General features: G+C 47.7%; 41 protein-coding genes and 1 rRNA gene. 2 read left to right on the top strand and 40 right to left on the bottom strand.

The genetic code is table 11. The annotated features are described in order from the left end of the window. From ACFQI7_RS34095 to ACFQI7_RS34105, 3 genes are all read right to left on the bottom strand, one after another. A 16S ribosomal RNA gene (locus ACFQI7_RS34095) occupies positions 1–80 on the bottom strand; the annotation flags it as partial. A gap of 335 nt (positions 81–415) precedes the next feature. After that, entirely contained in the window at positions 416–634 is a 219-nt protein-coding gene (locus ACFQI7_RS34100) for a hypothetical protein (RefSeq protein ID WP_218102670.1), read from the bottom strand. A gap of 157 nt (positions 635–791) precedes the next feature. Then, entirely contained in the window at positions 792–1,412 is a 621-nt protein-coding gene (locus ACFQI7_RS34105; protein WP_230415626.1) for a stage II sporulation protein M, read from the bottom strand. Positions 1,413–1,513: 101 nt separating this feature from the next. On the opposite strand from ACFQI7_RS34105, the gene pdaB reads away from it, so the two are divergent. Further along, complete coding sequence (pdaB, locus tag ACFQI7_RS34110; protein WP_218102672.1) at positions 1,514–2,299, top strand: polysaccharide deacetylase family sporulation protein PdaB; 786 nt, start codon at positions 1,514–1,516, stop codon at positions 2,297–2,299. Positions 2,300–2,328: 29 nt separating this feature from the next. On the opposite strand, the gene ACFQI7_RS34115 is transcribed toward pdaB, so the two are convergent. Continuing rightward, positions 2,329–2,901, bottom strand: coding sequence for a KinB-signaling pathway activation protein (locus tag ACFQI7_RS34115; protein WP_218102673.1), 573 nt, complete (start codon positions 2,899–2,901; stop codon positions 2,329–2,331). A 136-nt stretch (positions 2,902–3,037) separates the two neighbouring features. Between ACFQI7_RS34115 and gerD the strand changes: the two genes are divergently transcribed. Next, positions 3,038–3,721 carry a spore germination lipoprotein GerD gene (gene gerD, locus ACFQI7_RS34120; RefSeq protein WP_218102674.1) on the top strand — a complete coding sequence of 228 codons (684 nt, stop codon included), beginning with the start codon at positions 3,038–3,040 and terminating at the stop codon, positions 3,719–3,721. 19 nt (positions 3,722–3,740) lie between these two features. Here the strand turns inward: gerD and ACFQI7_RS34125 are convergent, their stop codons facing one another. The 36 genes from ACFQI7_RS34125 to rplD all read right to left on the bottom strand — a co-directional run bounded on the left by ACFQI7_RS34125 (position 3,741) and on the right by rplD (position 24,005). Next, a complete protein-coding gene (locus tag ACFQI7_RS34125) occupies positions 3,741–4,847 on the bottom strand; it encodes an Mrp/NBP35 family ATP-binding protein (protein WP_329958293.1) in 1,107 nt (368 codons plus the stop codon). A gap of 54 nt (positions 4,848–4,901) precedes the next feature. Then, positions 4,902–5,663 carry an N-acetylmuramoyl-L-alanine amidase CwlD gene (gene cwlD, locus ACFQI7_RS34130; protein ID WP_218102675.1) on the bottom strand — a complete coding sequence of 254 codons (762 nt, stop codon included), beginning with the start codon at positions 5,661–5,663 and terminating at the stop codon, positions 4,902–4,904. A gap of 74 nt (positions 5,664–5,737) precedes the next feature. After that, entirely contained in the window at positions 5,738–6,913 is a 1,176-nt protein-coding gene (gene sat / locus ACFQI7_RS34135; RefSeq protein ID WP_218102676.1) for a sulfate adenylyltransferase, read from the bottom strand. 36 nt (positions 6,914–6,949) lie between these two features. Next, the gene (locus ACFQI7_RS34140) at positions 6,950–7,642 is read right to left on the bottom strand and encodes a phosphoadenylyl-sulfate reductase (RefSeq protein ID WP_218102677.1); all 693 of its coding nucleotides are present in this window, start codon (positions 7,640–7,642) and stop codon (positions 6,950–6,952) included. A gap of 206 nt (positions 7,643–7,848) precedes the next feature. Continuing rightward, positions 7,849–8,241: a 30S ribosomal protein S9 gene (gene rpsI, locus ACFQI7_RS34145; protein ID WP_218102678.1), complete on the bottom strand. Its 393-nt coding sequence runs from the start codon at positions 8,239–8,241 to the stop codon at positions 7,849–7,851. A gap of 18 nt (positions 8,242–8,259) precedes the next feature. Then, positions 8,260–8,697: a 50S ribosomal protein L13 gene (gene rplM, locus ACFQI7_RS34150; RefSeq protein ID WP_218102680.1), complete on the bottom strand. Its 438-nt coding sequence runs from the start codon at positions 8,695–8,697 to the stop codon at positions 8,260–8,262. A 152-nt stretch (positions 8,698–8,849) separates the two neighbouring features. Then, positions 8,850–9,629 (bottom strand): tRNA pseudouridine(38-40) synthase TruA, encoded by a 780-nt coding sequence (truA, locus tag ACFQI7_RS34155; RefSeq protein ID WP_218102681.1) that lies wholly within the window; start codon positions 9,627–9,629, stop codon positions 8,850–8,852. A 190-nt stretch (positions 9,630–9,819) separates the two neighbouring features. Then, positions 9,820–10,185, bottom strand: a complete 366-nt coding sequence (rplQ, locus tag ACFQI7_RS34160) for a 50S ribosomal protein L17 (RefSeq protein ID WP_218102683.1) — start codon at positions 10,183–10,185, stop codon at positions 9,820–9,822. Positions 10,186–10,236: 51 nt separating this feature from the next. Then, on the bottom strand, positions 10,237–11,181 hold the full coding sequence (locus ACFQI7_RS34165) for a DNA-directed RNA polymerase subunit alpha (protein WP_218095090.1): 945 nt from the start codon (positions 11,179–11,181) through the stop codon (positions 10,237–10,239). A 129-nt stretch (positions 11,182–11,310) separates the two neighbouring features. Further along, entirely contained in the window at positions 11,311–11,706 is a 396-nt protein-coding gene (gene rpsK, locus ACFQI7_RS34170; protein ID WP_013921137.1) for a 30S ribosomal protein S11, read from the bottom strand. A gap of 20 nt (positions 11,707–11,726) precedes the next feature. After that, positions 11,727–12,095 carry a 30S ribosomal protein S13 gene (gene rpsM / locus ACFQI7_RS34175; protein ID WP_218102685.1) on the bottom strand — a complete coding sequence of 123 codons (369 nt, stop codon included), beginning with the start codon at positions 12,093–12,095 and terminating at the stop codon, positions 11,727–11,729. Between the two features lie 16 nt (positions 12,096–12,111). After that, a complete protein-coding gene (rpmJ, locus tag ACFQI7_RS34180; RefSeq protein ID WP_003333770.1) occupies positions 12,112–12,225 on the bottom strand; it encodes a 50S ribosomal protein L36 in 114 nt (37 codons plus the stop codon). A gap of 92 nt (positions 12,226–12,317) precedes the next feature. Continuing rightward, positions 12,318–12,536 carry a translation initiation factor IF-1 gene (infA, locus tag ACFQI7_RS34185; protein ID WP_218095092.1) on the bottom strand — a complete coding sequence of 73 codons (219 nt, stop codon included), beginning with the start codon at positions 12,534–12,536 and terminating at the stop codon, positions 12,318–12,320. 2 nt (positions 12,537–12,538) lie between these two features. Then, positions 12,539–12,847 carry a KOW domain-containing RNA-binding protein gene (locus ACFQI7_RS34190; protein WP_218102686.1) on the bottom strand — a complete coding sequence of 103 codons (309 nt, stop codon included), beginning with the start codon at positions 12,845–12,847 and terminating at the stop codon, positions 12,539–12,541. A gap of 9 nt (positions 12,848–12,856) precedes the next feature. Beyond that, positions 12,857–13,609: a type I methionyl aminopeptidase gene (map, locus tag ACFQI7_RS34195; RefSeq protein ID WP_218102687.1), complete on the bottom strand. Its 753-nt coding sequence runs from the start codon at positions 13,607–13,609 to the stop codon at positions 12,857–12,859. Then, positions 13,609–14,259, bottom strand: coding sequence for an adenylate kinase (locus tag ACFQI7_RS34200; RefSeq protein WP_218102727.1), 651 nt, complete (start codon positions 14,257–14,259; stop codon positions 13,609–13,611). The genes map and ACFQI7_RS34200 overlap by 1 nt, the downstream gene beginning before the upstream one ends. 131 nt (positions 14,260–14,390) lie before the next feature. Beyond that, positions 14,391–15,692, bottom strand: a complete 1,302-nt coding sequence (secY, locus tag ACFQI7_RS34205; RefSeq protein ID WP_218102688.1) for a preprotein translocase subunit SecY — start codon at positions 15,690–15,692, stop codon at positions 14,391–14,393. Continuing rightward, a complete protein-coding gene (rplO, locus tag ACFQI7_RS34210) occupies positions 15,692–16,132 on the bottom strand; it encodes a 50S ribosomal protein L15 (RefSeq protein WP_218102689.1) in 441 nt (146 codons plus the stop codon). The genes secY and rplO overlap by 1 nt, the downstream gene beginning before the upstream one ends. 33 nt (positions 16,133–16,165) lie before the next feature. Further along, positions 16,166–16,354, bottom strand: a complete 189-nt coding sequence (gene rpmD, locus ACFQI7_RS34215) for a 50S ribosomal protein L30 (RefSeq protein WP_218102690.1) — start codon at positions 16,352–16,354, stop codon at positions 16,166–16,168. 10 nt (positions 16,355–16,364) lie between these two features. After that, a complete protein-coding gene (gene rpsE, locus ACFQI7_RS34220) occupies positions 16,365–16,862 on the bottom strand; it encodes a 30S ribosomal protein S5 (protein WP_144853553.1) in 498 nt (165 codons plus the stop codon). A 30-nt stretch (positions 16,863–16,892) separates the two neighbouring features. Then, entirely contained in the window at positions 16,893–17,261 is a 369-nt protein-coding gene (rplR, locus tag ACFQI7_RS34225; RefSeq protein WP_218102691.1) for a 50S ribosomal protein L18, read from the bottom strand. Positions 17,262–17,320: 59 nt separating this feature from the next. After that, on the bottom strand, positions 17,321–17,863 hold the full coding sequence (rplF, locus tag ACFQI7_RS34230) for a 50S ribosomal protein L6 (protein ID WP_218102692.1): 543 nt from the start codon (positions 17,861–17,863) through the stop codon (positions 17,321–17,323). Between the two features lie 32 nt (positions 17,864–17,895). Next, positions 17,896–18,294, bottom strand: coding sequence for a 30S ribosomal protein S8 (gene rpsH / locus ACFQI7_RS34235; protein ID WP_218102693.1), 399 nt, complete (start codon positions 18,292–18,294; stop codon positions 17,896–17,898). Positions 18,295–18,327: 33 nt separating this feature from the next. Then, positions 18,328–18,513, bottom strand: a complete 186-nt coding sequence (locus tag ACFQI7_RS34240) for a type Z 30S ribosomal protein S14 (protein WP_010498863.1) — start codon at positions 18,511–18,513, stop codon at positions 18,328–18,330. Between the two features lie 30 nt (positions 18,514–18,543). Continuing rightward, entirely contained in the window at positions 18,544–19,086 is a 543-nt protein-coding gene (gene rplE, locus ACFQI7_RS34245) for a 50S ribosomal protein L5 (protein WP_218095101.1), read from the bottom strand. A 31-nt stretch (positions 19,087–19,117) separates the two neighbouring features. After that, positions 19,118–19,471: a 50S ribosomal protein L24 gene (gene rplX / locus ACFQI7_RS34250; RefSeq protein ID WP_218102694.1), complete on the bottom strand. Its 354-nt coding sequence runs from the start codon at positions 19,469–19,471 to the stop codon at positions 19,118–19,120. 47 nt (positions 19,472–19,518) lie between these two features. Continuing rightward, positions 19,519–19,887 carry a 50S ribosomal protein L14 gene (gene rplN, locus ACFQI7_RS34255; RefSeq protein WP_218102695.1) on the bottom strand — a complete coding sequence of 123 codons (369 nt, stop codon included), beginning with the start codon at positions 19,885–19,887 and terminating at the stop codon, positions 19,519–19,521. Between the two features lie 41 nt (positions 19,888–19,928). Beyond that, the gene (gene rpsQ, locus ACFQI7_RS34260) at positions 19,929–20,192 is read right to left on the bottom strand and encodes a 30S ribosomal protein S17 (protein WP_218095103.1); all 264 of its coding nucleotides are present in this window, start codon (positions 20,190–20,192) and stop codon (positions 19,929–19,931) included. 23 nt (positions 20,193–20,215) lie between these two features. Beyond that, positions 20,216–20,416: a 50S ribosomal protein L29 gene (gene rpmC, locus ACFQI7_RS34265; protein WP_013921153.1), complete on the bottom strand. Its 201-nt coding sequence runs from the start codon at positions 20,414–20,416 to the stop codon at positions 20,216–20,218. Then, positions 20,406–20,840 carry a 50S ribosomal protein L16 gene (gene rplP, locus ACFQI7_RS34270; protein WP_218095105.1) on the bottom strand — a complete coding sequence of 145 codons (435 nt, stop codon included), beginning with the start codon at positions 20,838–20,840 and terminating at the stop codon, positions 20,406–20,408. The genes rpmC and rplP overlap by 11 nt, the downstream gene beginning before the upstream one ends. A gap of 2 nt (positions 20,841–20,842) precedes the next feature. Beyond that, a complete protein-coding gene (gene rpsC, locus ACFQI7_RS34275; protein WP_218102696.1) occupies positions 20,843–21,508 on the bottom strand; it encodes a 30S ribosomal protein S3 in 666 nt (221 codons plus the stop codon). Between the two features lie 13 nt (positions 21,509–21,521). Then, positions 21,522–21,857: a 50S ribosomal protein L22 gene (gene rplV, locus ACFQI7_RS34280; RefSeq protein ID WP_218095107.1), complete on the bottom strand. Its 336-nt coding sequence runs from the start codon at positions 21,855–21,857 to the stop codon at positions 21,522–21,524. 43 nt (positions 21,858–21,900) lie between these two features. After that, positions 21,901–22,185, bottom strand: a complete 285-nt coding sequence (gene rpsS, locus ACFQI7_RS34285; RefSeq protein WP_218102697.1) for a 30S ribosomal protein S19 — start codon at positions 22,183–22,185, stop codon at positions 21,901–21,903. A 45-nt stretch (positions 22,186–22,230) separates the two neighbouring features. Continuing rightward, positions 22,231–23,061, bottom strand: coding sequence for a 50S ribosomal protein L2 (gene rplB / locus ACFQI7_RS34290; RefSeq protein ID WP_218102698.1), 831 nt, complete (start codon positions 23,059–23,061; stop codon positions 22,231–22,233). A gap of 30 nt (positions 23,062–23,091) precedes the next feature. Continuing rightward, complete coding sequence (gene rplW, locus ACFQI7_RS34295) at positions 23,092–23,382, bottom strand: 50S ribosomal protein L23 (RefSeq protein ID WP_218102699.1); 291 nt, start codon at positions 23,380–23,382, stop codon at positions 23,092–23,094. Beyond that, a complete protein-coding gene (gene rplD, locus ACFQI7_RS34300) occupies positions 23,382–24,005 on the bottom strand; it encodes a 50S ribosomal protein L4 (RefSeq protein WP_218102700.1) in 624 nt (207 codons plus the stop codon). The genes rplW and rplD overlap by 1 nt, the downstream gene beginning before the upstream one ends. Positions 24,006–24,026 lie beyond the last annotated feature (21 nt).

Here is a 24,026-nt window from a genome sequence, read left to right on the forward strand (position 1 = left end):
TCCGAAGACCCTCGCTCGACTTGCATGTATTAGGCACGCCGCCAGCGTTCGTCCTGAGCCAGGATCAAACTCTCCATTAAAGTTGCTCCCATCACCCGAAGGTCATGCTCGCTATAATGTAAGCTGATTAGCTCAAAAATTTAATGCTGGCGAGAATTTTCATTCTCTAATTCACTCACTCGTTGTTCAGTTTTCAAAGGGCAATGATACCGACATGAACCATGTCGTTTGCTGTCAACCATTTTAGCGGCGACTTTTATAATATATCACATTCGCCTACTTGATTGCAAGTTTTTTTTAAAACTTTCTACACTTCGAAGCTACGAAAGCTTTATATGGGCTTGTCCTTCAAAATGAGAACGAGTTATAAAATATCACACCGGCTTATTACATGTCAAGAGTCTTGAAGATATTTTTAATGATACATCCGATTTCGGGCGTATCTTGAAATTTCTTTTGGCGATGCCAAGCGGGCGTACATACGGAAAATGACTTTGTATCTCGATTCGATGGCCATTTTAATATCGGAATCGATCCTTTTGTCGTTCAGGTCGAACAACATCTCGTCCAATTCCTTGCGCAGGACATAATCCAATTCTCTACACTCGCGCTCATTAAATAAAAAACCAAGCATGTTCGCAGTAAGGCCCCTTTCGAAATACGTCTGGTCTGGGCGCAAAATGGCTGTGCTTTTTAAGAGACAATCGTTCTTAAGCGGTCCAGCCATCTTGCTCGCTTTACTGTTATGCACAGTTTTTGGAATTTTTATGAGTCAATTGGTTGAAATTATTTTATCCCCGGGCAAGCCAAAACGTGAGCGTGCTTTCGATCACCGCTGCAATCAGCAGCGCCGCGACAAGCAAACAACTGATAGGCACTAACGATTTTATAAACAATCGGAGATTTTCTCTGCCCTTGGCGATACGTTCCGGATTAATGATAGATACCATCAGCTTGAGCACGAGAAAACCTAGACGAAGTCCAAAGGCACTGGCAAAAACGATAGCAGGGATCTCTAAAATGCCATGCGGCACGATCGATTTCAGCACAAAGAGCAAAGATGTGCTTTTGGCTGAAACCGCGCATACATAACCAAGCAGCAGACCGTTAGCCATAAGAAAAAACAAAGGAATGAAGCCGAAAAATATACCTAATGCAATAATCAAGAGCGATTTGGAAGCATTGTTCCAGAAGATGATCCAAAATAATGTCCACTGCGGCTTCTCTTTGCCTTCGACGGAATTGACGATTTGCTTCAAGGCTTCCATTTGCGCATCAATGAATGTGTGGAATTGCTCCGAATATAAAGCGCCCATCAAAATGCCCGCGGTAAATACTAACGCACAGGCAATGAAATAATGTTTCATTTGTTTCATTTGCGTTACGGCATTTGTCCAATTCAAACGATACACCCCTTTTTTAAGCATAAGTTAGTGGTACTAGCATACATTGGTACTAGTCCACTTATATAAACAAGCCTTTCCTAAAAAGACAGGCAAAGGAGGCAAACAATGTGAATTATTTTTACGTAATGAACGGAAAAAAATTAAAGCAAGCCATGATTATCTGCGTCGCCGTATTATTCGCTATCGGTATTATTTACTCAGAAAGCGAAAATGTAACGGTATTCTCGCAAAACGAACCCGCGGCCGTATACAGTGTGCAGACGGAGAAGAAGCTGATTGCGCTCACTTTCGATATCAGTTGGGGCGACAAGCGGACAGAACCGATTCTCAAAGTACTTGAGGACAAAGGGATTAAAAAAGCGACCTTCTTCCTGTCTTCGCCATGGGCCAGCAGCCATCCGGAAATCGTCAATCATATAAAAAGCGGAGGCTGGGAAATTGGAAGCCACGGACATAAGCATGTCAATTACAGCAGTCTAACAGATGAAGAAATACAGACACAAATACAAACGGCTCACCGGGTATTATCGGAAGTAACCGGCAAAGCTCCGAATTTGCTCCGGTTGCCAAACGGTGATTTTGATAAAAGAGTGCTGCGCATCGCCCATGAAATGAACTATACGGTCGTTCAATGGGACACGGATTCGCAGGATTGGCTCAACAAAGGAACCGAAAATATAATTAACCGCGTTGTGGATAAAGCCCATCCCGGCGATATTGTACTGATGCATGCAAGCGACTCTTCCAAACAAACCCATGAAGCGCTTCCGACCATTATCGACAAGCTTCGAGCGAAAGGCTATGAGTTCGTCACGGTAAGCGAACTGATGAAGCTTACACAAGTCGACAATAAGCCGCCGGTGGAAGATCAAACGATGAAACAAATGCATTAATTAGGTTATACGATAAAAATCGAGAGCCGTTACAGCGGCTCTTTCTTTGTGTTCAATACTTTGCCTAAAATTAATATTTGCCATGTATTGCAGGCAACAAGCGGTACAATCATAAATACGGCGGAAGCGAAATTATGCAGTGTTAGCGCCGGCTGCGCCTCCAAGAGCGTTCCGACCGACATAAAGAACAAGGTGGGTATCCACGCGCTTTTATTCGTAATCCGAACCTTGAAATAAGCCACGGCAACGCTGATCAGCAGCAATCCGATGGTTCCTGCGATGTTGGTGTAGTTCAGATAAATCATATCGAACAATACGATGACCAGAATGATCATTTGAAGCATATTCCAGGTCCATACGTTTCGAATGATGCCCAACCCGATAAATCGAATAATTAAATAAGCGAAAAAACCGATCTGGCTTACCAAACTGATCAAGGCTCCGCCGACAAGCATCCAAAATATATTGTAGCCCATTGCGGAAATTCCCATAAAATCAAATTCCTGGTCGACCGCCTGTAATATAAATCCGGTTATTCCGGATGCCGCGGCTCCAATGAACATCGTGGTCCAGAACAAATAAAACCATTTTCTTAACGTCACGACCTATGTACCCCCATGATTTCATATCAGTTGTTAATTGTACCAACCTTCTCAATAAAAAGCTAACGACATTTGTGTTAAGCTCCTGTTAGTTGACAAATACTAACCGTAAAAACAATGAAGGGAGTCGGATGGGATGAACTTGCGGTGGCCTCGTTTGTTGCCCATTATTTTGGTCGTCGGCGTTCTGACAGCCTGCGGTTCAGACACACAAGCAGCCTCTTCCGGTAATAACGGAAACAATTATAAGGATACGAAATCGATGGTTCTTGATATTCTCAAAACCGAAGACGGCCGCAGAGCCATTCAGGAAGCGACCATCCAGCAAAATACAAAACTGCAAGCATTGTCTGCCGGCGATACGCAAATGTTGCAATTGGCGGTAAAGGATGTACTTGTCGATACGCAAAGCACTCAATTTCTGCAAAAGATGATTACCGACCCGAAATTCGCGGGTCAATTCGCCAAAGCGATTCAACAAGATACAAAGCAAATCCAAAAAGACTTGATGAAAGATCCCGAATATCAAAAGCAGCTTTTAAGCGCGATGAAAAGTCCTGATTTTGAAATGATGCTGCTCGATACGATGAAAAGCACTCCATATCGTGCCCAAGCCAAGGCGGTTATCCAGGAATCTTTACAAAGTCCTTTGTTTCGTCTAGAGCTAATGGAGTTGATGAAAAAAGTGCTTCAGGAGGAATCGATGCCGAAAACCCAAAGCCAAAGCGGCAAACAAACTGGGAGTAAAAGCGGCAGCAGCGAGCAACAAGCGGATGGCAAAGGCGACCAGCAAGACGGCGGCGGCAAGAAACAGCAATAATTGTAAAAAAAGGACTGGCTTATGCCGGTCCTTTTTGTTCAAGCTGAGATGCGATGGATTCCGCGACTTCTTTATAAGTGAGTCCCGTTTGCGAGTCGGCTTTGTATACCGACGGAGAATAGTCGGGTTCCGCGACATGGTTGTCCGGTACGCCTAGCGGGATTTGCGCAAGCAGTTTTGTATGCAGCTCTTCCGCCAATTTGGCGCCGCCGCCTCTGCCGAATACGTAGTCCTTTTCGCCGCAATGGCTGCAAGCGTAATAAGACATATTCTCCACTACGCCGATAATTTCGTGTTCGGTATGAATAGCCATAGCGCCTGCCCTCGCTGCAACAAAAGCGGCCGTTGCGTGCGGAGTCGTGACGATGATTTCCTTGCTGTGCGGAATCATTTGATGTACATCGAGCGCAACGTCTCCCGTGCCTGGCGGCAAATCAAGCAGAAGATAATCGAGCTTGCCCCACTCCACTTCATTGAAGAAATTGCGCAGCATTTTGCCTAGCATCGGACCGCGCCATATGACAGGCGTATTCTCTTCAACAAAAAAGCCCATGGAGATCACTTTGACGCCGAACCGCTCTATCGGAATAATCCGGTTATTTACCAGTTGAGGGCGCTCTTCGATTCCCATCATATCCGGTACGCTGAAGCCGTAAATGTCCGCGTCGACGATCCCGACCTTTTTGCCGATTCTGGCCAAAGCAACCGCCAAATTGACCGTTACCGTCGATTTTCCGACGCCGCCCTTGCCGCTGGCAACGGCGATAAATTTTACGCCGGAAGCCGGATCCAGGATGTTCATCACTGGCGCCGCCTGTTCCGCAGCCGTTTCCAGCGAAGCACTTCGTTCCTGCAGCTTTCGCGCCGCGTCGTTTCGTTCAAATTCGGAAAGGGTTCGAAACCGGAGGTGCACATCTTTCGCCCCTGCGGCTTGGAACCGTGCCGTCAACTGCTTTTGTAATTGCTGCTTATAATCATCGTCTTCACGGGATAACAGTACGGTCGCCGATACATGATCTTCCTTGATCATGATGTCGCGAATAAATTGCAAGTCCGTCAAGCTCAGACCGTATTCCGCGTCTTCGATCTCATTTCCAGCCGTCAATACATCTTCTCTAGATAACACGGTGTCACCTCAGCGTCCTAATATTTAATTCACTGAGGTTATTATATCATACTTTTAGTAAGAGCCTACTTTTTCACCCGAGTAATATCGTAGGATCCCTTGATAGATCGAGGCGGCGAGTTTTTTCTGATAGGCCGGGTCGTTCAACATTTTCGCCTCCGACGGATTCGACAAAAAACCTACTTCCACGAGGGCGCTCGGAATATTAAGCGTCTTCAGCACAAAAATTTCTTTATCCGCCTGCTTGGCGATCCGGTCCGTATTTTTCAAGTTTTTCTTGATTTCTTCCTGAATCAAAGTGGCTAAGGTCTGGTTATCCTTATGATTGGCAGGATAGAAAAACGTTTGCGCCCCGGACCATTTGGCAGACGGAATGCTGTTCAAATGTATACTTACGAACAAATCCGATTTTTGCTGCGAGATGAACTCGGCGCGCTTATGCAAATCCTCCGTCTTTCTACGGCTGTAACCTTTCGTTGAAGGATCCGCCAAATCCCGGTCATCTTCTCTGGTCATCACCACGAGAGCGCCGGACTGCTGCAAATAATCCCGCAAATACTTCGTAATCGCCAGGTTGATGTCTTTTTCGGATATCCCGTCTTTGCTCTTGGCACCGCCGTCCGGACCTCCATGCCCTGCGTCAAGCGCGATGATCTTCCCCGAGAGAGGCATCGTCCAATACGTCCACGTCTTGGTCGCGGGAAGCTCATACGTAAACATGAACAGCATCAACAGGACAAGCAGGGCAGACATGGCGATCTTTAATCCGCCGTGCATCGTCAACCAGACGATGACCCTCTTCTTCCTTCCAAACATAATGAAATCCACCTCGCATCCCCATAGACTCTGTACATCTTATGGGACGAGGTGGATATTTATACCTGCTTGTTTTATGCTTGGTATTCCGCTTCTTTCATGCCTTCAATCAGTACTTCCGCCACTTCGGGACGCGTAAATTGCGGTGGAGGGCACTCTCCGTCACGCAGCAGCGCCCGCACCTTCGTACCGGACAGATGCAGATGATCTTCTTTGCTGTGAGGGCAAGTTTTGCTCGACGCCATATTGCCGCACTTCGTGCAGAAGAAGCTGTGCTCGAAGAACAATGGCGTAATACCGAGCTCTTCTTGCGTAAAATTGCCGAATATTTCCTGCGCTTCATAAGTGCCGTAATAGTCGCCTACGCCCGCATGATCGCGGCCGACGATAAAGTGCGTGCAGCCATAGTTTTTGCGCACCATGGCATGGAAAATCGCTTCGCGCGGCCCCGCATATCGCATAGCCGCCGGAAATACACCAAGGAATACGCGATCTTTCGGATAATAATTTTCGAGCAGCACCAAATAACTGCGCATCCGTACGTCTGCGGAAATATCGTCCGACTTCGTCTCACCGACTAACGGGTTCAAGAACAAAGCATCGACAATTTCCATTGCGCTTTTTTGAATGTATTCATGCGCGCGGTGCACCGGATTCCGGGTTTGGAACCCTACAACCGTTCTCCAACCCTTGTCGGAAAAAATGCGTCGCGTTTCCGCAGGATCAAAATAATAGTCTTCGAACTTTTCCGGCTTCGGACGATTTAGAACTAGAACCGGTCCGCCAACGTAAGTGGACGGCTTCGTATACAGTTTTTGCACACCCGGATGGGCAGTATCGTCGGTCTTAAACACTTTTACGGCTTCGTTCTCCTGATCGACGGCATAAATGCTCTGCACATCGATAATGCCGTATATAACCCCGTCCTGCTCGCCGACGAGAGCCACTTGCTGGCCGACATTGATCGATTCGGCAGCTCCATTCTCCACGCCGAGCGTAATCGGAATGCTCCACACCGTACCATCCGCTAAACGCATCGACTCGACGACGGAACGATAGTCCGCCTCGTTCATAAAGCCGGTCAGTGGAGAAAACGCGCCAACGCCAATCAGGTCCAAATCGGATATCGCCCAAGTATTGATTTTAAGCTGGTATAACGATTCCGCTTTCGCTAACAGCTCATCTCTTTCCTTACCGAGTACTAACCGGTTAATTAATGTTCCACCGTGCGGCTTAATGGTTTCTCCCATGACTAACGTTACTCCTCCTCGTCCGCTTTCGTTTCTTTATTTATGCAAACCGCATTCCGTTTTCTCAAACCCCGCCCATCGTCCGGCGCGCGGATCTTCGCCAACCGCTACAGGCCGCGTGCAGTGTTCACAACCGATGCTCGGAAAGTTTTGATCATGCAGCGGATTGTAGATGATGTTGTTGCTGCGGATGTAGTTCCAGACATCTTCCGAAGTCCAGCTTGCGAGCGGATTGAATTTCACCAATCCGAACTTCACATCGTACTCGACTTTCTTGGAGTTTGCCCGGGTTGGCGCCTGATCTCTGCGAATACCGGTAATCCATGCATCGTAGTTCTTCAAAATGTCCGTCAGCGGATCCACTTTGCGAATGTTGCAGCACTGCGTCGGATTACTCTTCCAGAGCTCGTCGCCGTGTTGTTCCGCTTGCTCTGCAAGCGTCATCTTCGGCAGCACTTGTACAAATTGTAAACCATACTGCTGCTCAAGTCGATCCCGCGTTTCGTATGTTTCCTTAAAGTGCACATTCGTATCTAAGTAAAATATATCGGTTCTGGGGCTTACTTTTTGCAGCATATCGACCAAAACAACATCTTCGGCCCCAAAGCTACAGGCAAGCGTTATGTTCGGGAATCTTTCAACCGCCCAGGCTAAAAGTTCCTCCGGGCGCCGGTTTTCAAATTGTTCCGCGGCTGTGCGAATGAGTTCTTCTTTTTCGAATAAGTTCATGCAAAACGCCTCCATTCAGATTATTCCGAGTAAATTAATATGTTTTATAGTATTTGTATCTTATTATAATGATCCCATACTTTTTGTCAATTTAAATTTTTGTGTGGGTCGATACCGTTATTTTATTGAAATTCCGCTGAATTGGTGAAACGAAAAAAAGACCTTTTCGAATGTTTTCGAAAAGGTCTTTACCTCTAAGCAGAATATTAACGTTTGGAGAACTGAGGCGCACGACGAGCAGCTTTCAAGCCGTACTTCTTACGCTCTTTCATTCTCGGGTCGCGCGTCAGGAAACCTGCTTTTTTCAAGGAACCACGGAATTCAGGGTCCACTTTGAGCAATGCGCGGGAAATCCCGTGGCGAATCGCTCCAGCTTGTCCGGAAATACCGCCGCCATGAGCAAGAACCAAAACGTCATATTTGGACAGTGTTTCAGTCAAATTGAGCGGTTGTTTCACGATCAGCTTGAGTGTTTCCAAACCGAAATATTCATCCAAATTACGCTTATTGATAACGATACGGCCTTCGCCCGGTACGAGACGTACACGCGCTACCGAATGTTTACGTCGGCCAGTGCCATAATATTGTACTTGTGCCACAAGACAGTCCTCCCTTTATTAACCGCGAAGTTCCCAAACTTCAGGTTGTTGTGCTTGATGCGGATGTTCCGAACCGGCATATACTTTCAACTTCGTCTTCAGGCTATTGCCCAGACGATTTTTCGGAAGCATACCGTGAATCGCAAATTCCAATACGCGCTCCGGCTTGTTCTTCAGCATGTCTCCTGCGGAAGTCACTTTCAAACCGCCCGGATACAAAGAATGGCGATAGTACTTCTTGTCCTGCAGCTTCTTGCCAGTCAGGTGAACTTTCTCAGCATTGATAATGACGACGAAATCGCCCGTATCTACATGCGGGGTAAATTGAGTTTTGTGCTTGCCGCGCAAAATGCTGGCAGCTTCGCTTGCGAGACGTCCAAGCGTTTTATCGGTAGCATCGATGATGTACCATTTGCGTTCTACTTCATTTGGCTTCGCCATATATGTGGTACGCATGTAATGTTCCTCCTAAAATCTATCTTCACAGGTCATAATTCATTTTCATTTGTAAGTTTACGTTAGCCTATCAATGCATTTCAAGACCCGGGGCCGTGGGGTAGCCAGTCATGAAACACCATTTGTTATTGTACTACACAGATGCACAATAATCAAGAACTTGGTGCTTCTTCTTCATAAAAAACTTCCCACAACATCAAACCGTGAGCCATGGCCGTCGGACCCGCTTTCCCTCTGTTTTTCGCATCGAGAATAGCTCCTATATCCGAGCTTGGCCGCTTGCCCTCTCCGACCTGCAGGAGCGTGCCTACAATAATCCGGACCATGTTGTATAAAAACCCGTTGCCTGTCAAAAAAATATGAAAGGCGAAAGAGTTCAATTCCTCTTCAAACGGATCGCAAACGAGCTTAGCCTCATAAATTGTTCGGATAAACGAGTTTTTCGCCGTCCTGACCGAACTATAAGAAGTGAAGTCATGCTCGCCGACGAGATAGCGAAGACCTTCGCGCATCGCTTCGATGTTTAATGGCGTAGGGTGATGAAACTCCATATGCCGCTTAAACACATCCGGATTTTTACCGCAGCGCACCGTATAGCGATACGTTTTTCTTTTGGCCGCCCGCCTGCTGTGAAAATCGATCGGAACGATGCGTGCGTCCCGCACAACGATATCTTCCGCCACTCTGGCATTAAGCGCCATGCACCAGCGCTCGATAGGAATTTGCGACTCCGTTATAAAGTTAAACACTTGGCCTCTGGCGTGCACTCCCGCATCGGTACGGCCGGAGGCGGTTATTTTCAATTGTTCTCCGGTCAGCTGCTTGATGGCTTGCTCCAATTGATCCTGTACCGTCCTCAGGTCTCCAGGCTGGGTTTGAAAGCCGTTATAGGCGGTTCCGTCGTAGCTTACCGTCATTCGTATGTTTCTCACGGTTTGGCCTCCGAATCGCATTGCTCACGGCTCCTAAGCCTACAAAAAAAAGGGTTTCAGCAGAATCGCAAGATCCCGTCCACCCTTTCCCTTCCGTTTGCACCGGTACAACGGCAACGCCGTTGCCCGTGTTCAAAACTATAGCCTCTGTTACGGCCATTTTAAAGCCGACAGATGCCGTTTATGCTTGTTAAGCGCGGTCTACCAGTTCCAGGTAAACCATAGGAGCCGCATCGCCGCGACGAGGTCCCAATTTCAAAATGCGCGTATATCCGCCTTGACGTTCAGCGTAACGAGGCGCCAGATCTGCGAAAAGCTTCTGAATCGCATCCTGATTCTCGTTAGCCGCTTCACGGCGCACAAAGGAAGCCACTTGGCGACGAGCGTGCAAGTCTCCGCGTTTCGCGAGTGTGATTAACTTTTCTGCGATCGAACGCACTTCTTTAGCTTTGGCTTCTGTTGTTTGAATGCGCTCATGTATGAATAAGTCGGTTACCAGGTCACGAAACAATGCTTTACGTGCGCTGGAGTCACGACCCAACTTTTGGTATGCCACTATCGTGCACCCTCCTTCTGCATAATGGTTAAAGCGCGCGCATAGGGAGCATTAATCTTCCATTCTCAGACCAAGACCAAGCTCTTCCAGCTTTTCCTGAACTTCCTCCAAAGATTTGCGTCCCAAGTTGCGCACTTTCATCATATCTTCTTCCGTTTTGGTAATCAGCTCTTGCACCGTATTGATACCGGCACGCTTCAGGCAGTTGTAGGAACGGACAGAAAGGTCGAGTTCTTCGATAGTCATCTCCAGAACTTTTTCTTTTTTGTCTTCTTCCTTCTCCACCATGATTTCGGCATCTTTCGCTTCGTCGGTCAAACCGACAAACAGCATCAAATGCTCCGTCAAAATTTTAGCGCCCAGACTTACGGCTTCTTCCGGTCGAATACTTCCATCGGTCCAGACTTCGAGGGTAAGTTTATCATAATTCGTAACTTGACCGACGCGTGTATTTTCCACGCTATAGTTGACGCGGGTAATCGGAGTATAGATCGAATCGATCGGAATCACGCCGATCGGCTGATCCTCTCTTTTGTTCTTGTCTGCCGATACATACCCCCGGCCGCGATTCGCATGAATTCGCATATGAAGCCGCGCATCGGAGGACAGCGTAGCAATGTGCAAATCAGGGTTCAAAATTTCCACATCGCTATCGCCGCGAATATCGCCAGCCACAACAGCCCCTTCCCCTTCGGCATCGATCTCCAACACTTTCTCTTCGTCGGAGTGAATCTTCAGCGACAAGCCTTTAAGGTTAAGGATAATCTCCGTAACATCTTCCATGACACCAGGAACCGTAGAAAATTCATGCAGCACGCCATCGATTTGCACCGATGTCACTGCTGCCCCCGGTAAAGACGAAAGTAAAATTCTGCGAAGCGAATTACCGAGTGTCGTTCCGTAGCCTCTTTCCAAAGGCTCTACGACAAACTTGCCGTAGGTGCCGTCTTCGCTCAATGATACGGTTTCTATTTTCGGCTTTTCGATTTCGATCATTGGTAAACACCCTCCTTCAAACGTCGTTTCCCTCTGGATAACTTAAGACGTATAAAACGTGTAATATGCCCATCCAAATAGTATTCTCAACTTTTGGATAATTATACCACACGGCTTAACAATCCTGAATTAGACACGACGACGTTTCGGAGGACGGCAACCGTTATGTGGGATTGGAGTCACGTCTTTAATCAGGTTTACTTCCAAACCTGCCGCTTGCAGCGAACGAATCGCAGCTTCACGACCTGCTCCCGGACCTTTAACCATAACTTCGACAGCTTTCATCCCGTGCTCCATTGCCGCTTTAGCCGCGGACTCAGCAGCCATTTGCGCAGCAAACGGAGTGCTTTTGCGGGAGCCTTTGAAACCGAGGTTACCGGCGCTTGCCCAGGAAATTGCGTTCCCGTGCGGGTCGGTAATCGTTACGATCGTATTGTTAAACGTAGAGCGGATATGCGCTACGCCGGAGTCAATATTTTTCCGATCACGACGTTTGGTACGTACAACTTTTTTAGGTTTAGCCATTTAAGAGTTACCCTCCTTTACTATTTTTTCTTATTCGCTACCGTACGACGAGGACCTTTACGCGTACGAGCGTTTGTTTTCGTACGTTGACCGCGAACAGGCAGGCCGCGACGATGACGAACACCGCGGTAGCAGCCGATTTCGATCAGGCGCTTGATGTTCAGTGCGATTTCACGACGAAGGTCGCCTTCCACTTTGAGCGTTTTGTCGATGACTTCACGGATTTTGCTTACTTCGTCTTCCGTCAAGTCGCGAACGCGAGTGTCAGGGTTTACGCCGGTTTGAGCGACGATTTTTTGTGCTGTCGTATTTCCGATACCGAAAATGTATGTCAGAGCAATGATCACTCGTTTGTCACGAGGCAAGTCTACACCAGCAATACGTGCCATTTATTGGGGCACCCCCTTAACCTTGTTTTTGTTTATGCTTCGGATTTTCACAGATTACCATAACGTTCCCTTTGCGGCGAATGACTTTGCATTTTTCGCAAATCGGCTTGACCGACGGTCTTACCTTCATGGTGGTTACCTCCTAAGAGTTTTTCGCTAGAAAAACTTTCTTCGTAAGCAGTGCTGAGTTTTCGTGAGAAAACTTACTTCGTTTGCGTCCATTTATTTAAAACGATAGGTTATACGGCCTCTGGTCAAATCATAAGGCGAAAGTTCGACTGTTACTTTATCTCCGGGCAGGATCCGGATAAAGTTCATTCTGATTTTACCCGATACATGAGCAAGTATCTTATGACCGTTCTCCAGTTCCACTTTAAACATTGCATTCGGAAGAGGTTCAATCACTGTACCTTCAACTTCAATTACATCTTCTTTGGCCACAGTCATTCTCCTTTCTCTAGCGCTTCAGTTTCCAAATTGTCCACATACTTATTCAGTGCAAATCGCAGCTTCCCGTTGGTGACACGAGAGGTCTCCAGCAAGCTTTCAGCCACTTCGGAGCTGATTGCCGGCAGAAGCTCGAGATGAATAATGTTTTTTTTCTTAGGCTGATCGAATCTCCGTTTGTCGCCGTCAGCAATCCACACGTAACGTTGGTCTACGACGCCGATAATGACGGCAAACTTTCCGGAATCTTGTCCCCGAATCACCCTAACGATTTGTCCAGGCTGAGGTCCGCATGATGCTGCCATCGCATTCACCTACGTCCCAGGCAGCGTCAGTATCTCATAACCGTCCGGCGTAATCGCTATGGTATGCTCGAAATGAGCGCACAGTGTGCCATCCACCGTTACGACCGTCCAATTGTCTTCTAGCGTGCGAACGTATCGCTCGCCAACATTCACCATTGGTTCGATCGCAAGTACCATACCGGGCTTTAGCCGCGGGCCATGTCCTGCCACGCCGTAGTTTGGAATTTGGGGCTCCTCGTGGAGCTCCGTTCCAATGCCGTGTCCGACATACTCCCGGACAACCGAAAAACCTTCATCTTCAATGCATTTTTGGATGGCGTGCGATATCGTGTACAGCCTCACATCCGGCCCGGCTTGCGCAAGGCCCGCAAAAAGCGATTTTTCCGTCACTTCAAGCAGCTTGCGTGCGGTCTCGGAAATGGTGCCGACCCCATACGTCCAAGCGGAGTCTCCATGATATCCTTTATACTTCGCGCCGATGTCAATACTGATGATGTCACCATCTTTTAGCTTTCTTTGACCGGGAATACCGTGAACCAATTCGTCATTGACTGAAGCACATATGCTGCCAGGAAAACCGTTGTAGCCTTTAAAAGACGGGACTGCTCCTTGACTGCGAATATAGTCTTCTGCGATTTGATCGAGCTGTTTGGTTGTAACATCGGGCTGAATGACCTGTTTGAGCAACCGATGCGTTTCGGCAACGATTCGCCCAGCCTCCCGCATGAGCTCCAATTCAGCAGCTGACTTACAGATGATCATTAAGCCTGCCCTCGCAATAGTGAACTGATTTGTCCAGTAACCGTATGAATCTCTTGCTCACCGTTAACCTCACGCAATATTCCCTTGTTACGATAATACTCCAAGAGAGGAGCTGTTTTATTGATATACTCGTCCAAACGAGTCCCTACTTTTTCTTCGGTGTCATCCGAACGCTGATACAACTCACCAGAACATTTGTCGCAAACATTGTCACGCGCAGGGGGGTTAAACAAGATATGATACGTAGCTCCACAAGACTTACAGATTCTACGACCCGTCAAACGTGCTAGCAGTCGATCGCGATCTACTTTCAAGTTAATGACGTGATCCATCGTTTTTCCCATCGATGCCATGATTTCATCCAAGGCCTCGGCTTGGGAGATGGTTCTTGGGAAACCGTCAAGCAGAAATCCTTTGCTGCAATCGGATTGCTGCAATCTTTCGCGCACAATGCCGATCGTAATCTCATCCGGTACAAGCAGTCCCTGATCAACATATTTTTTTGCTTCCAAACCTAGCGGCGTTTCCTGCTTCATCGCCAGCCGGAAAGCATCCCCGGTAGAAATATGCGGGATTTGAAATTCGTCAACGATTTTTTCAGCTTGAGTACCTTTCCCTGCACCGGGAGGCCCCATAAAGATGATGTTCATCATGACTTCCTCCCCAAGGCATCTTTCGATGCTAACAGCACAATAGGTGCCGATAGCCAATTGGTTGTTGTCAACTGCCACTCTCAAACGTCCGAGTATCCCGTTGCAACTTTGCTACCAGTACCTATTTGCTATTTATTAATAAATCCTTTGTAGTGGCGTTTAATCAACTGGCTTTCGATCGTTTTCATCGTTTCAAGGCCTACGCCGATGACGATGAGAAGCGAAGTGCCCCCAATTCGTACCGAGTTAGGCAATCCAGCCAGACTGCCGAACAACATTGGAACGATCGATATAGCCGCCAGGAATAATGCGCCGGACAAAGTAATTCTTGTCATCACCCGCGTCAAGTAAACGGATGTGGTTTTACCTGGTCGAATGCCTGGAATGTAACCACCGTTTTTCTTCATCTGGTCCGCCATTTGCACAGGATTGATCTGTACAAAGGTGTAGAAGTAAGTGAAACCGATGATTAACAGCACGTAGAGCACCATTCCAAACGGATGCGTGTAGTTGAGATTGGTAATAATCCATTCCGCAACTACGTTGCCTCTCCAAAAGCTTGCAATCGTTGGTGGAAATACGAGCAACGAAAGTGCGAAGATGACCGGAATAACCCCCGCGGCATTCACTTTCAAAGGAATGTGCGTGGATTGACCTCCGAACATTTTCCGTCCGACGACTCTCTTTGCGTATTGAACCGGGATTTTGCGAACGCCTTGCTGTACGAAAATGACACCGGCAATCAGCGCAATGATCACGACGGCAATAATCACAACCTTCACTATGTTCAGGAAGAGCGCGTCACCAGCATCTGCGAATTGCGATTGATAGATCTGGTGAATGCCGGTCGGAATTGCTGCCACGATTCCCGCGAAGATGATAATGGAAATACCATTTCCAATGCCATTTTCGGTGATTTGTTCCCCTAACCACATCAGAAAAGCAGTACCTGCCGTAAGCACGATGGCAATTAAAGCATACGTCGCTAGGCTTGGATTATTTACCAAACCGGCGTACAAACGGTTAAATCCGATTGACAACCCGAATGCTTGAATTATACCAAGAACGATCGTACCGTATCGGGTAATCTGCCCTAACTTCTTTCTGCCCACTTCCCCTTCTTTCGCCCATTGAGTAAATCTCGGGATTACATCCATGGACAAAAGCTGTACGATGATCGAGGCCGTAATGTACGGCATAATCCCCATCGCAAAAATAGAAAATTGGAACAGCGCGCCGCCCGAGAATGTATTCAGCAAGCCGAATACATCGCTACTGTTGGCTTGGTCTTGAAGTTTCAGTATTTCTGTGTTGATGTTAGGTACCGGAATAAAAGCACCTATTCTGTAGACGATCAGAACAAGAAGCGTAAACAAAATCCGCTTTCTTAGATCGGCTACTTTCATAATATTGGATATGGTACGAAACATTAAATCACCTCGGTTTTACCGCCGGCAGCCTGGATTTTCTCTACCGCAGATTGAGAAAACTTGTTGGCTTTAACGTTCAGCCCTACAGTGATTTCACCGTTCCCCAAGATTTTGATTCCGTCTTTAGGGTTTTTCACGATGCCAGCTTCGAACAGAACTTCCGGAGTAACTTCCGTACCCGCCGTGAATTTGTTCAATTCCTCAACGTTGATTGTCGCATATTCCGTACGGAATCTGTTGTTAAATCCACGCTTCGGCAATCGACGATACAACGGGTTTTGACCGCCTTCGAATCCTGGACGAACACCGCCGCCCGAACGAGCATTTTGACCTTTATGACCGCGAGTAGCCGTTTTACCCATACCGCTACCGATACCGCGACCTACACGCTTGCGGGAAGAACGGGAACCAGGCGCTGAAGTAAGTTCATGCAATTTCATCGTTTGCACCTCCTCTAGCTATAAATTACAACCTTATGCTTCTACTTCTTGAACGTCAACCAGATGCTGTACTTGGCTTACCATACCGCGAATAGCGGCATTGTCAGCTTGAGTAACCGTTTGATGCAGCTTGCGAAGTCCGAGAGCGGCAACGGTTTTGCGTTGCGTTTCTGGACGGCCGATCAGGCTGCGCTTGAGGGTGATTTGCAATTGCTTAGCCATGGTATCCCTCCTAACCTAAAAGTTCTTCTACGGTTTTACCGCGAAGCTTAGCAACCTCTTCCGCACGCTTCAGGCGTCCTAAGCCTTCCAGGGTAGCGTTAACCATGTTGATGGAGTTCGAAGATCCGAGGGACTTCGTCAAAATATCGCCTACGCCAGCCAGTTCAAGCACCGCACGAACCGGGCCGCCGGCGATAACTCCTGTACCTTTCGAAGCAGGCTTCAGAAGCACGCGGCCTGCGCCAAAATGTCCAGTCACCAGGTGAGGAATAGTTGTTCCGACGATAGGAACGTGAATCAGGTTCTTCTTCGCGTCTTCGATACCTTTGCGAATCGCATCAGGTACCTCGGAAGCTTTACCGATTCCAGCGCCTACCCAACCCTTGCCGTCGCCCACGACTACAAGCGCGCTAAAGCTGAAACGACGACCGCCTTTTACTACTTTAGCTACGCGGTTAATATGAACGACTTTTTCAGTCAGCTCTAAAGTATTGGGATCAATACGCAAGTCCTTTACCTCCTTGTTTCATAGATTGAATTAGAATTCAAGACCTGCTTCACGAGCAGCGTCTGCGAGTGCCTTTACTCGGCCGTGATACAAATATCCGCCGCGGTCAAATACCACTTTGTCTACGCCGGCTTTTTTGGCGCGCTCTGCGATCAAAGCGCCGACTTTCGTAGCCGCTTCAACGTTACCGCCGTTGCCGACATTTTCTTTCAATTCTTTATCTTGCGTCGATGCTGCAGCGATCGTTACGCCTTTTACATCGTCGACCAGTTGAGCATACATATGTTTAGCAGAACGGAAAATATTGAGGCGTGGACGCTCAGCCGTTCCTTGAATTTTTTTGCGAACGCGAAGATGTCTCTTCAGACGCGCTTTATTTTTATCGCCTTTGGTAATCATTCCAGGGTTCACTCCTTTCGAGTTGGTTCCGAATCAGCAGGCTAAGCCGTTACGCCGCCTTACTTCTTCTTACCGGCTTTACCTTCTTTACGAAGAATACGCTCGCCTTCGTACTTGATTCCTTTGCCTTTATACGGCTCAGGCTCACGTACGGAACGAACTTTTGCAGCTGTTGCGCCGACCAATTCTTTATCGATCCCTTTAACGATGATCTTGGTGTTGGAAGGAACTTCGAATTCGATGCCGCTCTCAGGCTCGATCTCAACCGGGTGGGAATACCCAACGTTCAGCACCAGCTTATTGCCGGTTTTGTTCGCACGGTAACCTACGCCAACAAGCTCAAGGTTTTTTGCGAATCCATCAGTTACGCCGCTAACCATGTTTTGTACTACACTGCGCGTAGTACCATGCAAAGAGCGGTGCAATTTATTGTCGGAAGGGCGTTCTACAGTCAGAACACTGCCCTCAACGCTAACCTTCATATCTTTGTGCAGCTCACGGCTCAAAGTACCTTTAGGACCTTTTACCGTAATTAATGTATTTTCTAAAGTCACGTTTACTCCGCTTGGGATCGTGATAGGCTTTCGGCCAATACGGGACATGTTGTGCACCTCCGTTCATTAAAAATCATTTATTACCAAACGTAGCAGATCACTTCTCCGCCGGCTTTGGATTGACGAGCTTCTTTGTCTGTCATTACCCCTTTGGAGGTGGACAGAATTGCGATTCCGAGACCTCCGAGTACGCGCGGAACCTCTTGGCTTTTCGCATAAACGCGCAGGCCTGGCTTGCTGATTCTTTTCAAACCGGTAATAACGCGCTCTTGGTTCGGGCCATATTTCAGGAACAAGCGGATGATGCCTTGCTTGTTATCTTCGATATATTCAGCGTCACGAATAAAGCCTTCCTTTTTCAAGATCTCGGCGATTTCACGCTTAACCTTCGAAGCCGGAATTTCCACAGTTTCGTGACGAACAACGTTAGCGTTGCGAATGCGTGTAAGCATATCTGCAATTGGATCGGACATAACCATGTAATGTAAACCTCCTTCCCGAAACTTTAGGTTTTACCAGCTTGCTTTCTTAACGCCAGGAATCTGGCCTTTGTATGCCAATTCGCGGAAGCAAATTCTGCAAATTTTGAACTTACGCAGAACAGAATGCGGACGACCGCAGCGTTCGCAGCGTGTGTAAGCCTGCACCTTGAATTTTGGAGGACGCTGCTGCTTAATCTTCATCGAAGTTTTTGCCACTTTTTGTTTACACCTCCGATTATGCCGTCCTTATTTTACAAACGGCATACCTAATTGGTTTAATAACTCACGGGACTCTTCATCCGTTTTGGCCGTAGTTACGATTACGATATCCATACCGCGCACTTTGTCCACTTTGTCGTACTCAACTTCCGGGAAGATCAGCTGCTCTTTCAAACCGAGCGTGTAGTTTCCGCGGCCGTCGAATGCTTTCGCGGAAACGCCGCGGAAGTCGCGAACCCGTGGAAGAGCAACGTTGAACAGCTTATCCAGGAATTGATACATGCGCTCGCCGCGAAGCGTTACTTTCACGCCGATTGGCATATTTTCGCGCAGTTTAAAGCCTGCGATCGATTTTTTCGCTCTGGTGATAACCGGCTTTTGACCGGAGATCAGTTGCAGGTCTTGAACCGCCGTATCGAGAACTTTGGAGTTGGATACCGCTTCGCCCACACCCATGTTAATAACGACTTTCTCGATCTTCGGAACTTGCATTACAGTTGTGTAATTAAACTTCTGCATCAACGCAGGAGTGATTTCGTTCAGAAAACGATCTTTCATTCTTGCTGCCATCGTTCATGTACCTCCTTTCTTACTTTTACAATTAATCGATAACCTCGCCGGATTTTTTCGCGACGCGGACTTTATTGCCGTTCTCAAGCACTTTGTAGCCGACGCGTGTAGGCTGGCCGCTCTTCGGATCGATCAGCATCACATTAGATACATGAATCGGAGCCTCTTGCGTAATGATGCCGCCTTGCGGATTTTGTTGGGAAGGCTTCGTGTGCTTCTTCACCAGGTTCACACCTTCGATCAACACTCGGTTTTCGCGAGGGAATGCTGCGATGACGCGGCCCTTTTTCCCTTTGTCCTTACCGGTAATAACAAAAACCGTATCGTCTTTTTTCACGTGCAATTTATTGTTATGGGACTCGAGTTTCTTCGGTTGTTTTGGCATTTCGTTTACACCTCAGCTTTCATAAGAAAACTTATTGATTTCTTAACTTAGATAACCTCAGGAGCCAGAGAAACGATCTTCATGAAGTCTCTGTCGCGAAGTTCGCGCGCTACCGGTCCGAAGATCCGCGTGCCGCGTGGGCTCTTATCTTCTTTTACGATAACCGCTGCATTTTCGTCAAAGGTGATGTAGGATCCGTCTTTACGACGAGCACCGCGTCTCGTGCGCACGACTACCGCTTTAACAACGTCACCCTTTTTGACAACGCCACCTGGTGTTGCTTCTTTTACGGAGCAAACGATCAGATCACCGATGTTCGCAGTACGACGACCCGTACCACCCAACACGCGGATACACATAAGCGATTTCGCGCCGGAATTATCAGCTACCTTCAAACGAGTAAATGGTTGAATCATTGTGTATTCCCTCCTTCCAGGCTTGATACCAGTTGCTTATATTAAACGATAACCGCTTTTTCAACCACTTTGACCAGTCTCCAGCGCTTGTCTTTGGAGAGCGGACGGGTTTCCATGATTTCGACAACGTCACCGATTTTAGCTTCATTGTTCTCATCATGAGCCTTGAACTTTTTCGTATATTTGATGCGCTTGTGATAAAGGTCGTGTTTTTTGTACGTTTCTACAGCAACAACGATGGTTTTGTCCATTTTGTCGCTTACGACTTTACCCAGCTGCGTCTTGCGCTCGTTGCGTTCAGCCATCAGAGATCCTCCTCTCTCATTCATTAACTAGTGATTCCCAATTCTCTTTCACGCAAAACAGTTTTTGCCCGGGCAATCTCTTTGCGGACTTTTTGAATTTGTACGGGATTATCCAGTTGACCGGTAGCCAGTTGAAAACGGAGGTTAAAGAGTTGCTCTTTAAATCCGGCAATTTTTTGTTCGATCTCAGCAGTGGTTAAGTTGCGAAATTCACTAGCTTTCATTTGCTTCACCACCTACTTCTTCTCTTTTCACAAACTTCGTTTTGATCGGGAGCTTGTGAGAGGCGAGACGCATAGCTTCACGGGCGATTTCTTCGCTGACGCCTGCAAGTTCAAACAGAACTTTGCCCGGCTTCACGACAGCAACCCATTTCTCTACGTTACCTTTACCGCTACCCATCCGGACTTCAAGCGGCTTTTGGGTAATTGGCTTGGAAGGGAAAATCTTGATCCAAACTTTACCGCCCCGCTTAATATAACGAGTCATCGCAATACGGGCTGCTTCGATTTGACGGTTGGTTACCCAAGCCGGCTCAAGCGCCTGCAAACCATATTCGCCGAAATGTACTTCCGCTCCGCCTTTCGCTTGGCCGCGCATGTTGCCGCGGTGCTCCTTGCGGTGTTTTACACGTTTAGGAACTAACATGATTAGTTGCCTCCTTCCGTAACAGCCTTTTTCTTAGCCGTTGGAAGAACTTCGCCACGATAGATCCATACTTTTACGCCGATTCGACCATAAGTGGTATGAGCTTCAGCCGTACCGTAGTCGATGTCTGCACGCAATGTATGAAGTGGTACCGTACCTTCGCTATAACCTTCCGTTCTAGCGATTTCCGCTCCGCCCAAACGACCGCTAACCGATGTTTTAATACCTTTGGCTCCGGATCTCATCGTTCTTTGGATCGACTGTTTCAGTGCACGACGGAACGATACGCGACGCTCCAATTGTTGTGCAATGCTCTCAGCTACCAAAATCGCGTCCAGCTCCGGATGTTTTACTTCGTTGATGTTGATATGAACTTTTTTACCGTTCGTCAGCTTGGAAAGATAGCCGCGGATCACTTCTACTTCGGAACCGCCTTTACCGATAACCATGCCAGGCTTTGCAGTATGAATCGTAACGTTCACGCGGTTTGCTGCACGTTCGATTTCAATGCGGGAAACTGCGGATTCTTTCAGCTTTTGTTTCAGATATTCGCGAATTTTGACGTCTTCCATCAGCAGATCGCCGAAATCTTTGCCGGCGAACCATTTGGATTCCCAGTCACGAATAATACCAATTCTAAGTCCTACCGGGTTTACTTTCTGACCCACACGTTATCCCTCCTTATTTCTCAGATACCACTAAAGTAATGTGGCTGGTACGTTTATTAATACGGCTCGCACGACCCATAGCGCGAGGACGGAATCTCTTCAAAGTCGGTCCTTGATCTACGAAAACTTGAGCAACCACCAGATTGTTTGGATCCAAGGAGTAGTTGTGCTCAGCGTTTGCGATAGCCGAGTTCAGCAGCTTCTCAACGATCGGGGAAGCGGCTTTTGGCGTGTGGCGCAAAATCGCGATCGCTTCGCCCACTTGCTTGCCGCGGATCAAATCAACGACGAGCTGTGCCTTTCGGGGAGCAATGCGAACATATCTTACAACGGCTTTAGCTTGTTGCATGGAAGTACCTCCTCTCATTCACTTCTAAACATGTTTTCCTGTCTTAGCGCTTGCCCGTTTTCTTGTCGTCACCGGAGTGACCTTTGTATGTGCGGGTTGGAGCAAATTCACCAAGCTTATGTCCGACCATATCTTCCGTTACATAGACTGGAACATGCTTTCTGCCATCATATACCGCGAATGTGTGGCCGATGAATTGCGGGAAAATCGTCGAACGGCGAGACCAAGTCTTGATAACCTGTTTCTTCACACCGTCGTTACCCAATGCTTCTACTTTCTTCAAAAGATAGCCATCAACAAATGGCCCCTTCTTTAAACTGCGACCCATGCTTCGTTCCTCCCTTCTTTAACCGAAACAAGATAGACATTACTGTTACTTCGTACGACGACGAATAATATATTGATTGGAAGCTTTGTTTTTCTTCCGAGTCTTGTAACCAAGCGTCGGTTTGCCCCATGGAGACATCGGAGATTTGCGTCCGATCGGAGAACGGCCTTCGCCACCACCGTGTGGGTGATCGTTCGGGTTCATGACGGAACCGCGCACTTCCGGTCTTTGACCGAGCCAGCGGGAACGTCCGGCTTTACCGATTTTGACAAGCTCATAATCTTCGTTACCTACGGAACCGATGGTTGCGCGGCAAACTTTCAAAACTCTTCTCATTTCGCCCGAGGACAGACGAACGATAGCGTACTGCTCTTCTTTACCGAGAAGCTGAGCTTCCGTTCCGGCCGCGCGAACCAATTGGCCGCCCTTGCCCGGCTTAAGCTCGATATTGTGAATCACTGTACCTACCGGGATGTTTTCCATTGGAAGCGCGTTTCCGATCTTGATGTCGGCTTCCGGACCCGATACGATTTGATCGCCCACTTTAAGGCCTTTCGGAGCGATGATGTAACGCTTTTCGCCATCCACATAGTGGATCAACGCGATGTTCGCGGAACGGTTCGGATCATACTCGATTGTAGCAACGGTACCGGGTATTCCATCTTTGTTCCGTTTGAAATCGATAATACGGTATTTACGCTTATGTCCGCCGCCTTGATGACGAACCGTAATTTTACCTTGGTTGTTGCGGCCGGCTTTTTTGCTCAGCGGAGCCAGCAAGCTTTTCTCCGGTGTGGATGTTGTAATTTCTTCAAATGTAGAAACCGACATCGCACGTCTTGCAGGAGACGTTGGTTTATATTTTTTAATTGGCACGTGGATTCCCTCCTTACTTCAAAAGATGTCTTATACGGATTCGAAGAACTCCAGCTCTTTGCTGTCTGCGCTCAAGGTTACGATCGCTTTCTTCCATTCGGAAGTGTAACCGGAGTAACGTCCATAGCGCTTTGGCTTCGCAGGCATTCTCAATGTGTTAACATTCGTTACTTTCACTTTGAAAATTTGCTCGATCGCTTGCTTGATTTCCGTTTTGTTCGAACGAATGTCGACTTCGAAAACGTACTTCTTGTCGCTCATCATTTCGCTGGAACGTTCGGTAATGATCGGGCGCTTAATAATATCGCGAGGGTTTTTCATTACGCAAACACCTCCTCTACCTTTTGCACCGCTTCTTTCGTAATGATCAGCTTGTCGTAAACCATAACATCAAGCACGTTGATTCCTTCAGCGGCTACAAACTTAACGCCAGGAATGTTGCGTGCGGACAATGCTACGTTCTCGTCATACGCCGCTGTCACTACCAAAGCTTTACGATCTACTTTAAGGTTATTTAAAATCGCCGCGAACTCTTTCGTCTTCGGAGCAGCCAGGGACAATGCATCGAGAACGATGATTTCGCTGGACTTCACCTTGGAAGACAACGCGGATTTGATCGCCAAACGACGAACTTTCTTAGGAAGCTTATAGGAATAGCTGCGAGGCGTAGGACCGAATACGACACCGCCGCCTTTCCATTGCGGGGAGCGGATACTGCCTTGACGGGCACGTCCTGTACCTTTTTGTTTCCAAGGCTTGCGACCGCCGCCGCGAACTTCGGAACGACCTTTCGTTTTATGCGTACCGGCGCGAAGCGATGCACGCTGCATCAATACCGCTTCATTCAACACATGAACATGCGGCTCGATTCCGAATACGGACTCGGACAGCTCGACTTCGCCAACCTGGGAACCACTAACGTTAAATACTGCTACTTTTGGCATCTGTTATCCTCCTTTCTTGCT

This window comes from Paenibacillus allorhizosphaerae (genome assembly GCF_042659105.1).
Classification (GTDB): Bacteria; Bacillota; Bacilli; order Paenibacillales; family NBRC-103111; genus Paenibacillus_G; species Paenibacillus_G allorhizosphaerae.

Bases quoted from the DNA above. Each gene is read 5' to 3' on its own strand.
- secY (WP_218102688.1), bottom strand. From the start codon at position 15,692: ATGTTTCGTACCATATCCAATATTATGAAAGTAGCCGATCTAAGAAAG.
- ACFQI7_RS34140 (WP_218102677.1), bottom strand. From the start codon at position 7,642: ATGAACTTATTCGAAAAAGAAGAACTCATTCGCACAGCCGCGGAACAA.
- rpmD (WP_218102690.1), bottom strand. From the start codon at position 16,354: ATGGCTAAGCAATTGCAAATCACCCTCAAGCGCAGCCTGATCGGCCGT.
- rpsQ (WP_218095103.1), bottom strand. From the start codon at position 20,192: ATGGCTGAACGCAACGAGCGCAAGACGCAGCTGGGTAAAGTCGTAAGC.
- ACFQI7_RS34165 (WP_218095090.1), bottom strand. From the start codon at position 11,181: ATGATCGAAATCGAAAAGCCGAAAATAGAAACCGTATCATTGAGCGAA.
- map (WP_218102687.1), bottom strand. From the start codon at position 13,609: ATGATCATCTGTAAGTCAGCTGCTGAATTGGAGCTCATGCGGGAGGCT.
- gerD (WP_218102674.1), top strand. From the start codon at position 3,038: ATGAACTTGCGGTGGCCTCGTTTGTTGCCCATTATTTTGGTCGTCGGC.
- rpmC (WP_013921153.1), bottom strand. From the start codon at position 20,416: ATGAAAGCTAGTGAATTTCGCAACTTAACCACTGCTGAGATCGAACAA.
- ACFQI7_RS34100 (WP_218102670.1), bottom strand. From the start codon at position 634: ATGCTTGGTTTTTTATTTAATGAGCGCGAGTGTAGAGAATTGGATTAT.
- rpsS (WP_218102697.1), bottom strand. From the start codon at position 22,185: ATGGGTCGCAGTTTAAAGAAGGGGCCATTTGTTGATGGCTATCTTTTG.
- rplX (WP_218102694.1), bottom strand. From the start codon at position 19,471: ATGCCAAAACAACCGAAGAAACTCGAGTCCCATAACAATAAATTGCAC.
- rpsH (WP_218102693.1), bottom strand. From the start codon at position 18,294: ATGGTTATGTCCGATCCAATTGCAGATATGCTTACACGCATTCGCAAC.
- rpmJ (WP_003333770.1), bottom strand. From the start codon at position 12,225: ATGAAGGTAAGACCGTCGGTCAAGCCGATTTGCGAAAAATGCAAAGTC.
- sat (WP_218102676.1), bottom strand. From the start codon at position 6,913: ATGGGAGAAACCATTAAGCCGCACGGTGGAACATTAATTAACCGGTTA.
- ACFQI7_RS34200 (WP_218102727.1), bottom strand. From the start codon at position 14,259: ATGAACATCATCTTTATGGGGCCTCCCGGTGCAGGGAAAGGTACTCAA.
- rplD (WP_218102700.1), bottom strand. From the start codon at position 24,005: ATGCCAAAAGTAGCAGTATTTAACGTTAGTGGTTCCCAGGTTGGCGAA.
- rplV (WP_218095107.1), bottom strand. From the start codon at position 21,857: ATGCAACAAGCTAAAGCCGTTGTAAGATATGTTCGCATTGCTCCCCGA.
- rplP (WP_218095105.1), bottom strand. From the start codon at position 20,840: ATGTTAGTTCCTAAACGTGTAAAACACCGCAAGGAGCACCGCGGCAAC.
- rplN (WP_218102695.1), bottom strand. From the start codon at position 19,887: ATGATTCAACCATTTACTCGTTTGAAGGTAGCTGATAATTCCGGCGCG.
- rplE (WP_218095101.1), bottom strand. From the start codon at position 19,086: ATGGCAGCAAGAATGAAAGATCGTTTTCTGAACGAAATCACTCCTGCG.
- ACFQI7_RS34190 (WP_218102686.1), bottom strand. From the start codon at position 12,847: ATGGCAGCATCATGCGGACCTCAGCCTGGACAAATCGTTAGGGTGATT.
- rpsK (WP_013921137.1), bottom strand. From the start codon at position 11,706: ATGGCTAAACCTAAAAAAGTTGTACGTACCAAACGTCGTGATCGGAAA.
- cwlD (WP_218102675.1), bottom strand. From the start codon at position 5,663: ATGTTTGGAAGGAAGAAGAGGGTCATCGTCTGGTTGACGATGCACGGC.
- rplO (WP_218102689.1), bottom strand. From the start codon at position 16,132: ATGAAATTGCATGAACTTACTTCAGCGCCTGGTTCCCGTTCTTCCCGC.
- rplR (WP_218102691.1), bottom strand. From the start codon at position 17,261: ATGATTACCAAAGGCGATAAAAATAAAGCGCGTCTGAAGAGACATCTT.
- rplM (WP_218102680.1), bottom strand. From the start codon at position 8,697: ATGCGTACCACATATATGGCGAAGCCAAATGAAGTAGAACGCAAATGG.
- rplW (WP_218102699.1), bottom strand. From the start codon at position 23,382: ATGAAAAACCCTCGCGATATTATTAAGCGCCCGATCATTACCGAACGT.
- rplF (WP_218102692.1), bottom strand. From the start codon at position 17,863: ATGTCCCGTATTGGCCGAAAGCCTATCACGATCCCAAGCGGAGTAAAC.
- rpsM (WP_218102685.1), bottom strand. From the start codon at position 12,095: ATGGCACGTATTGCTGGTGTAGACTTGCCTCGTGACAAACGAGTGATC.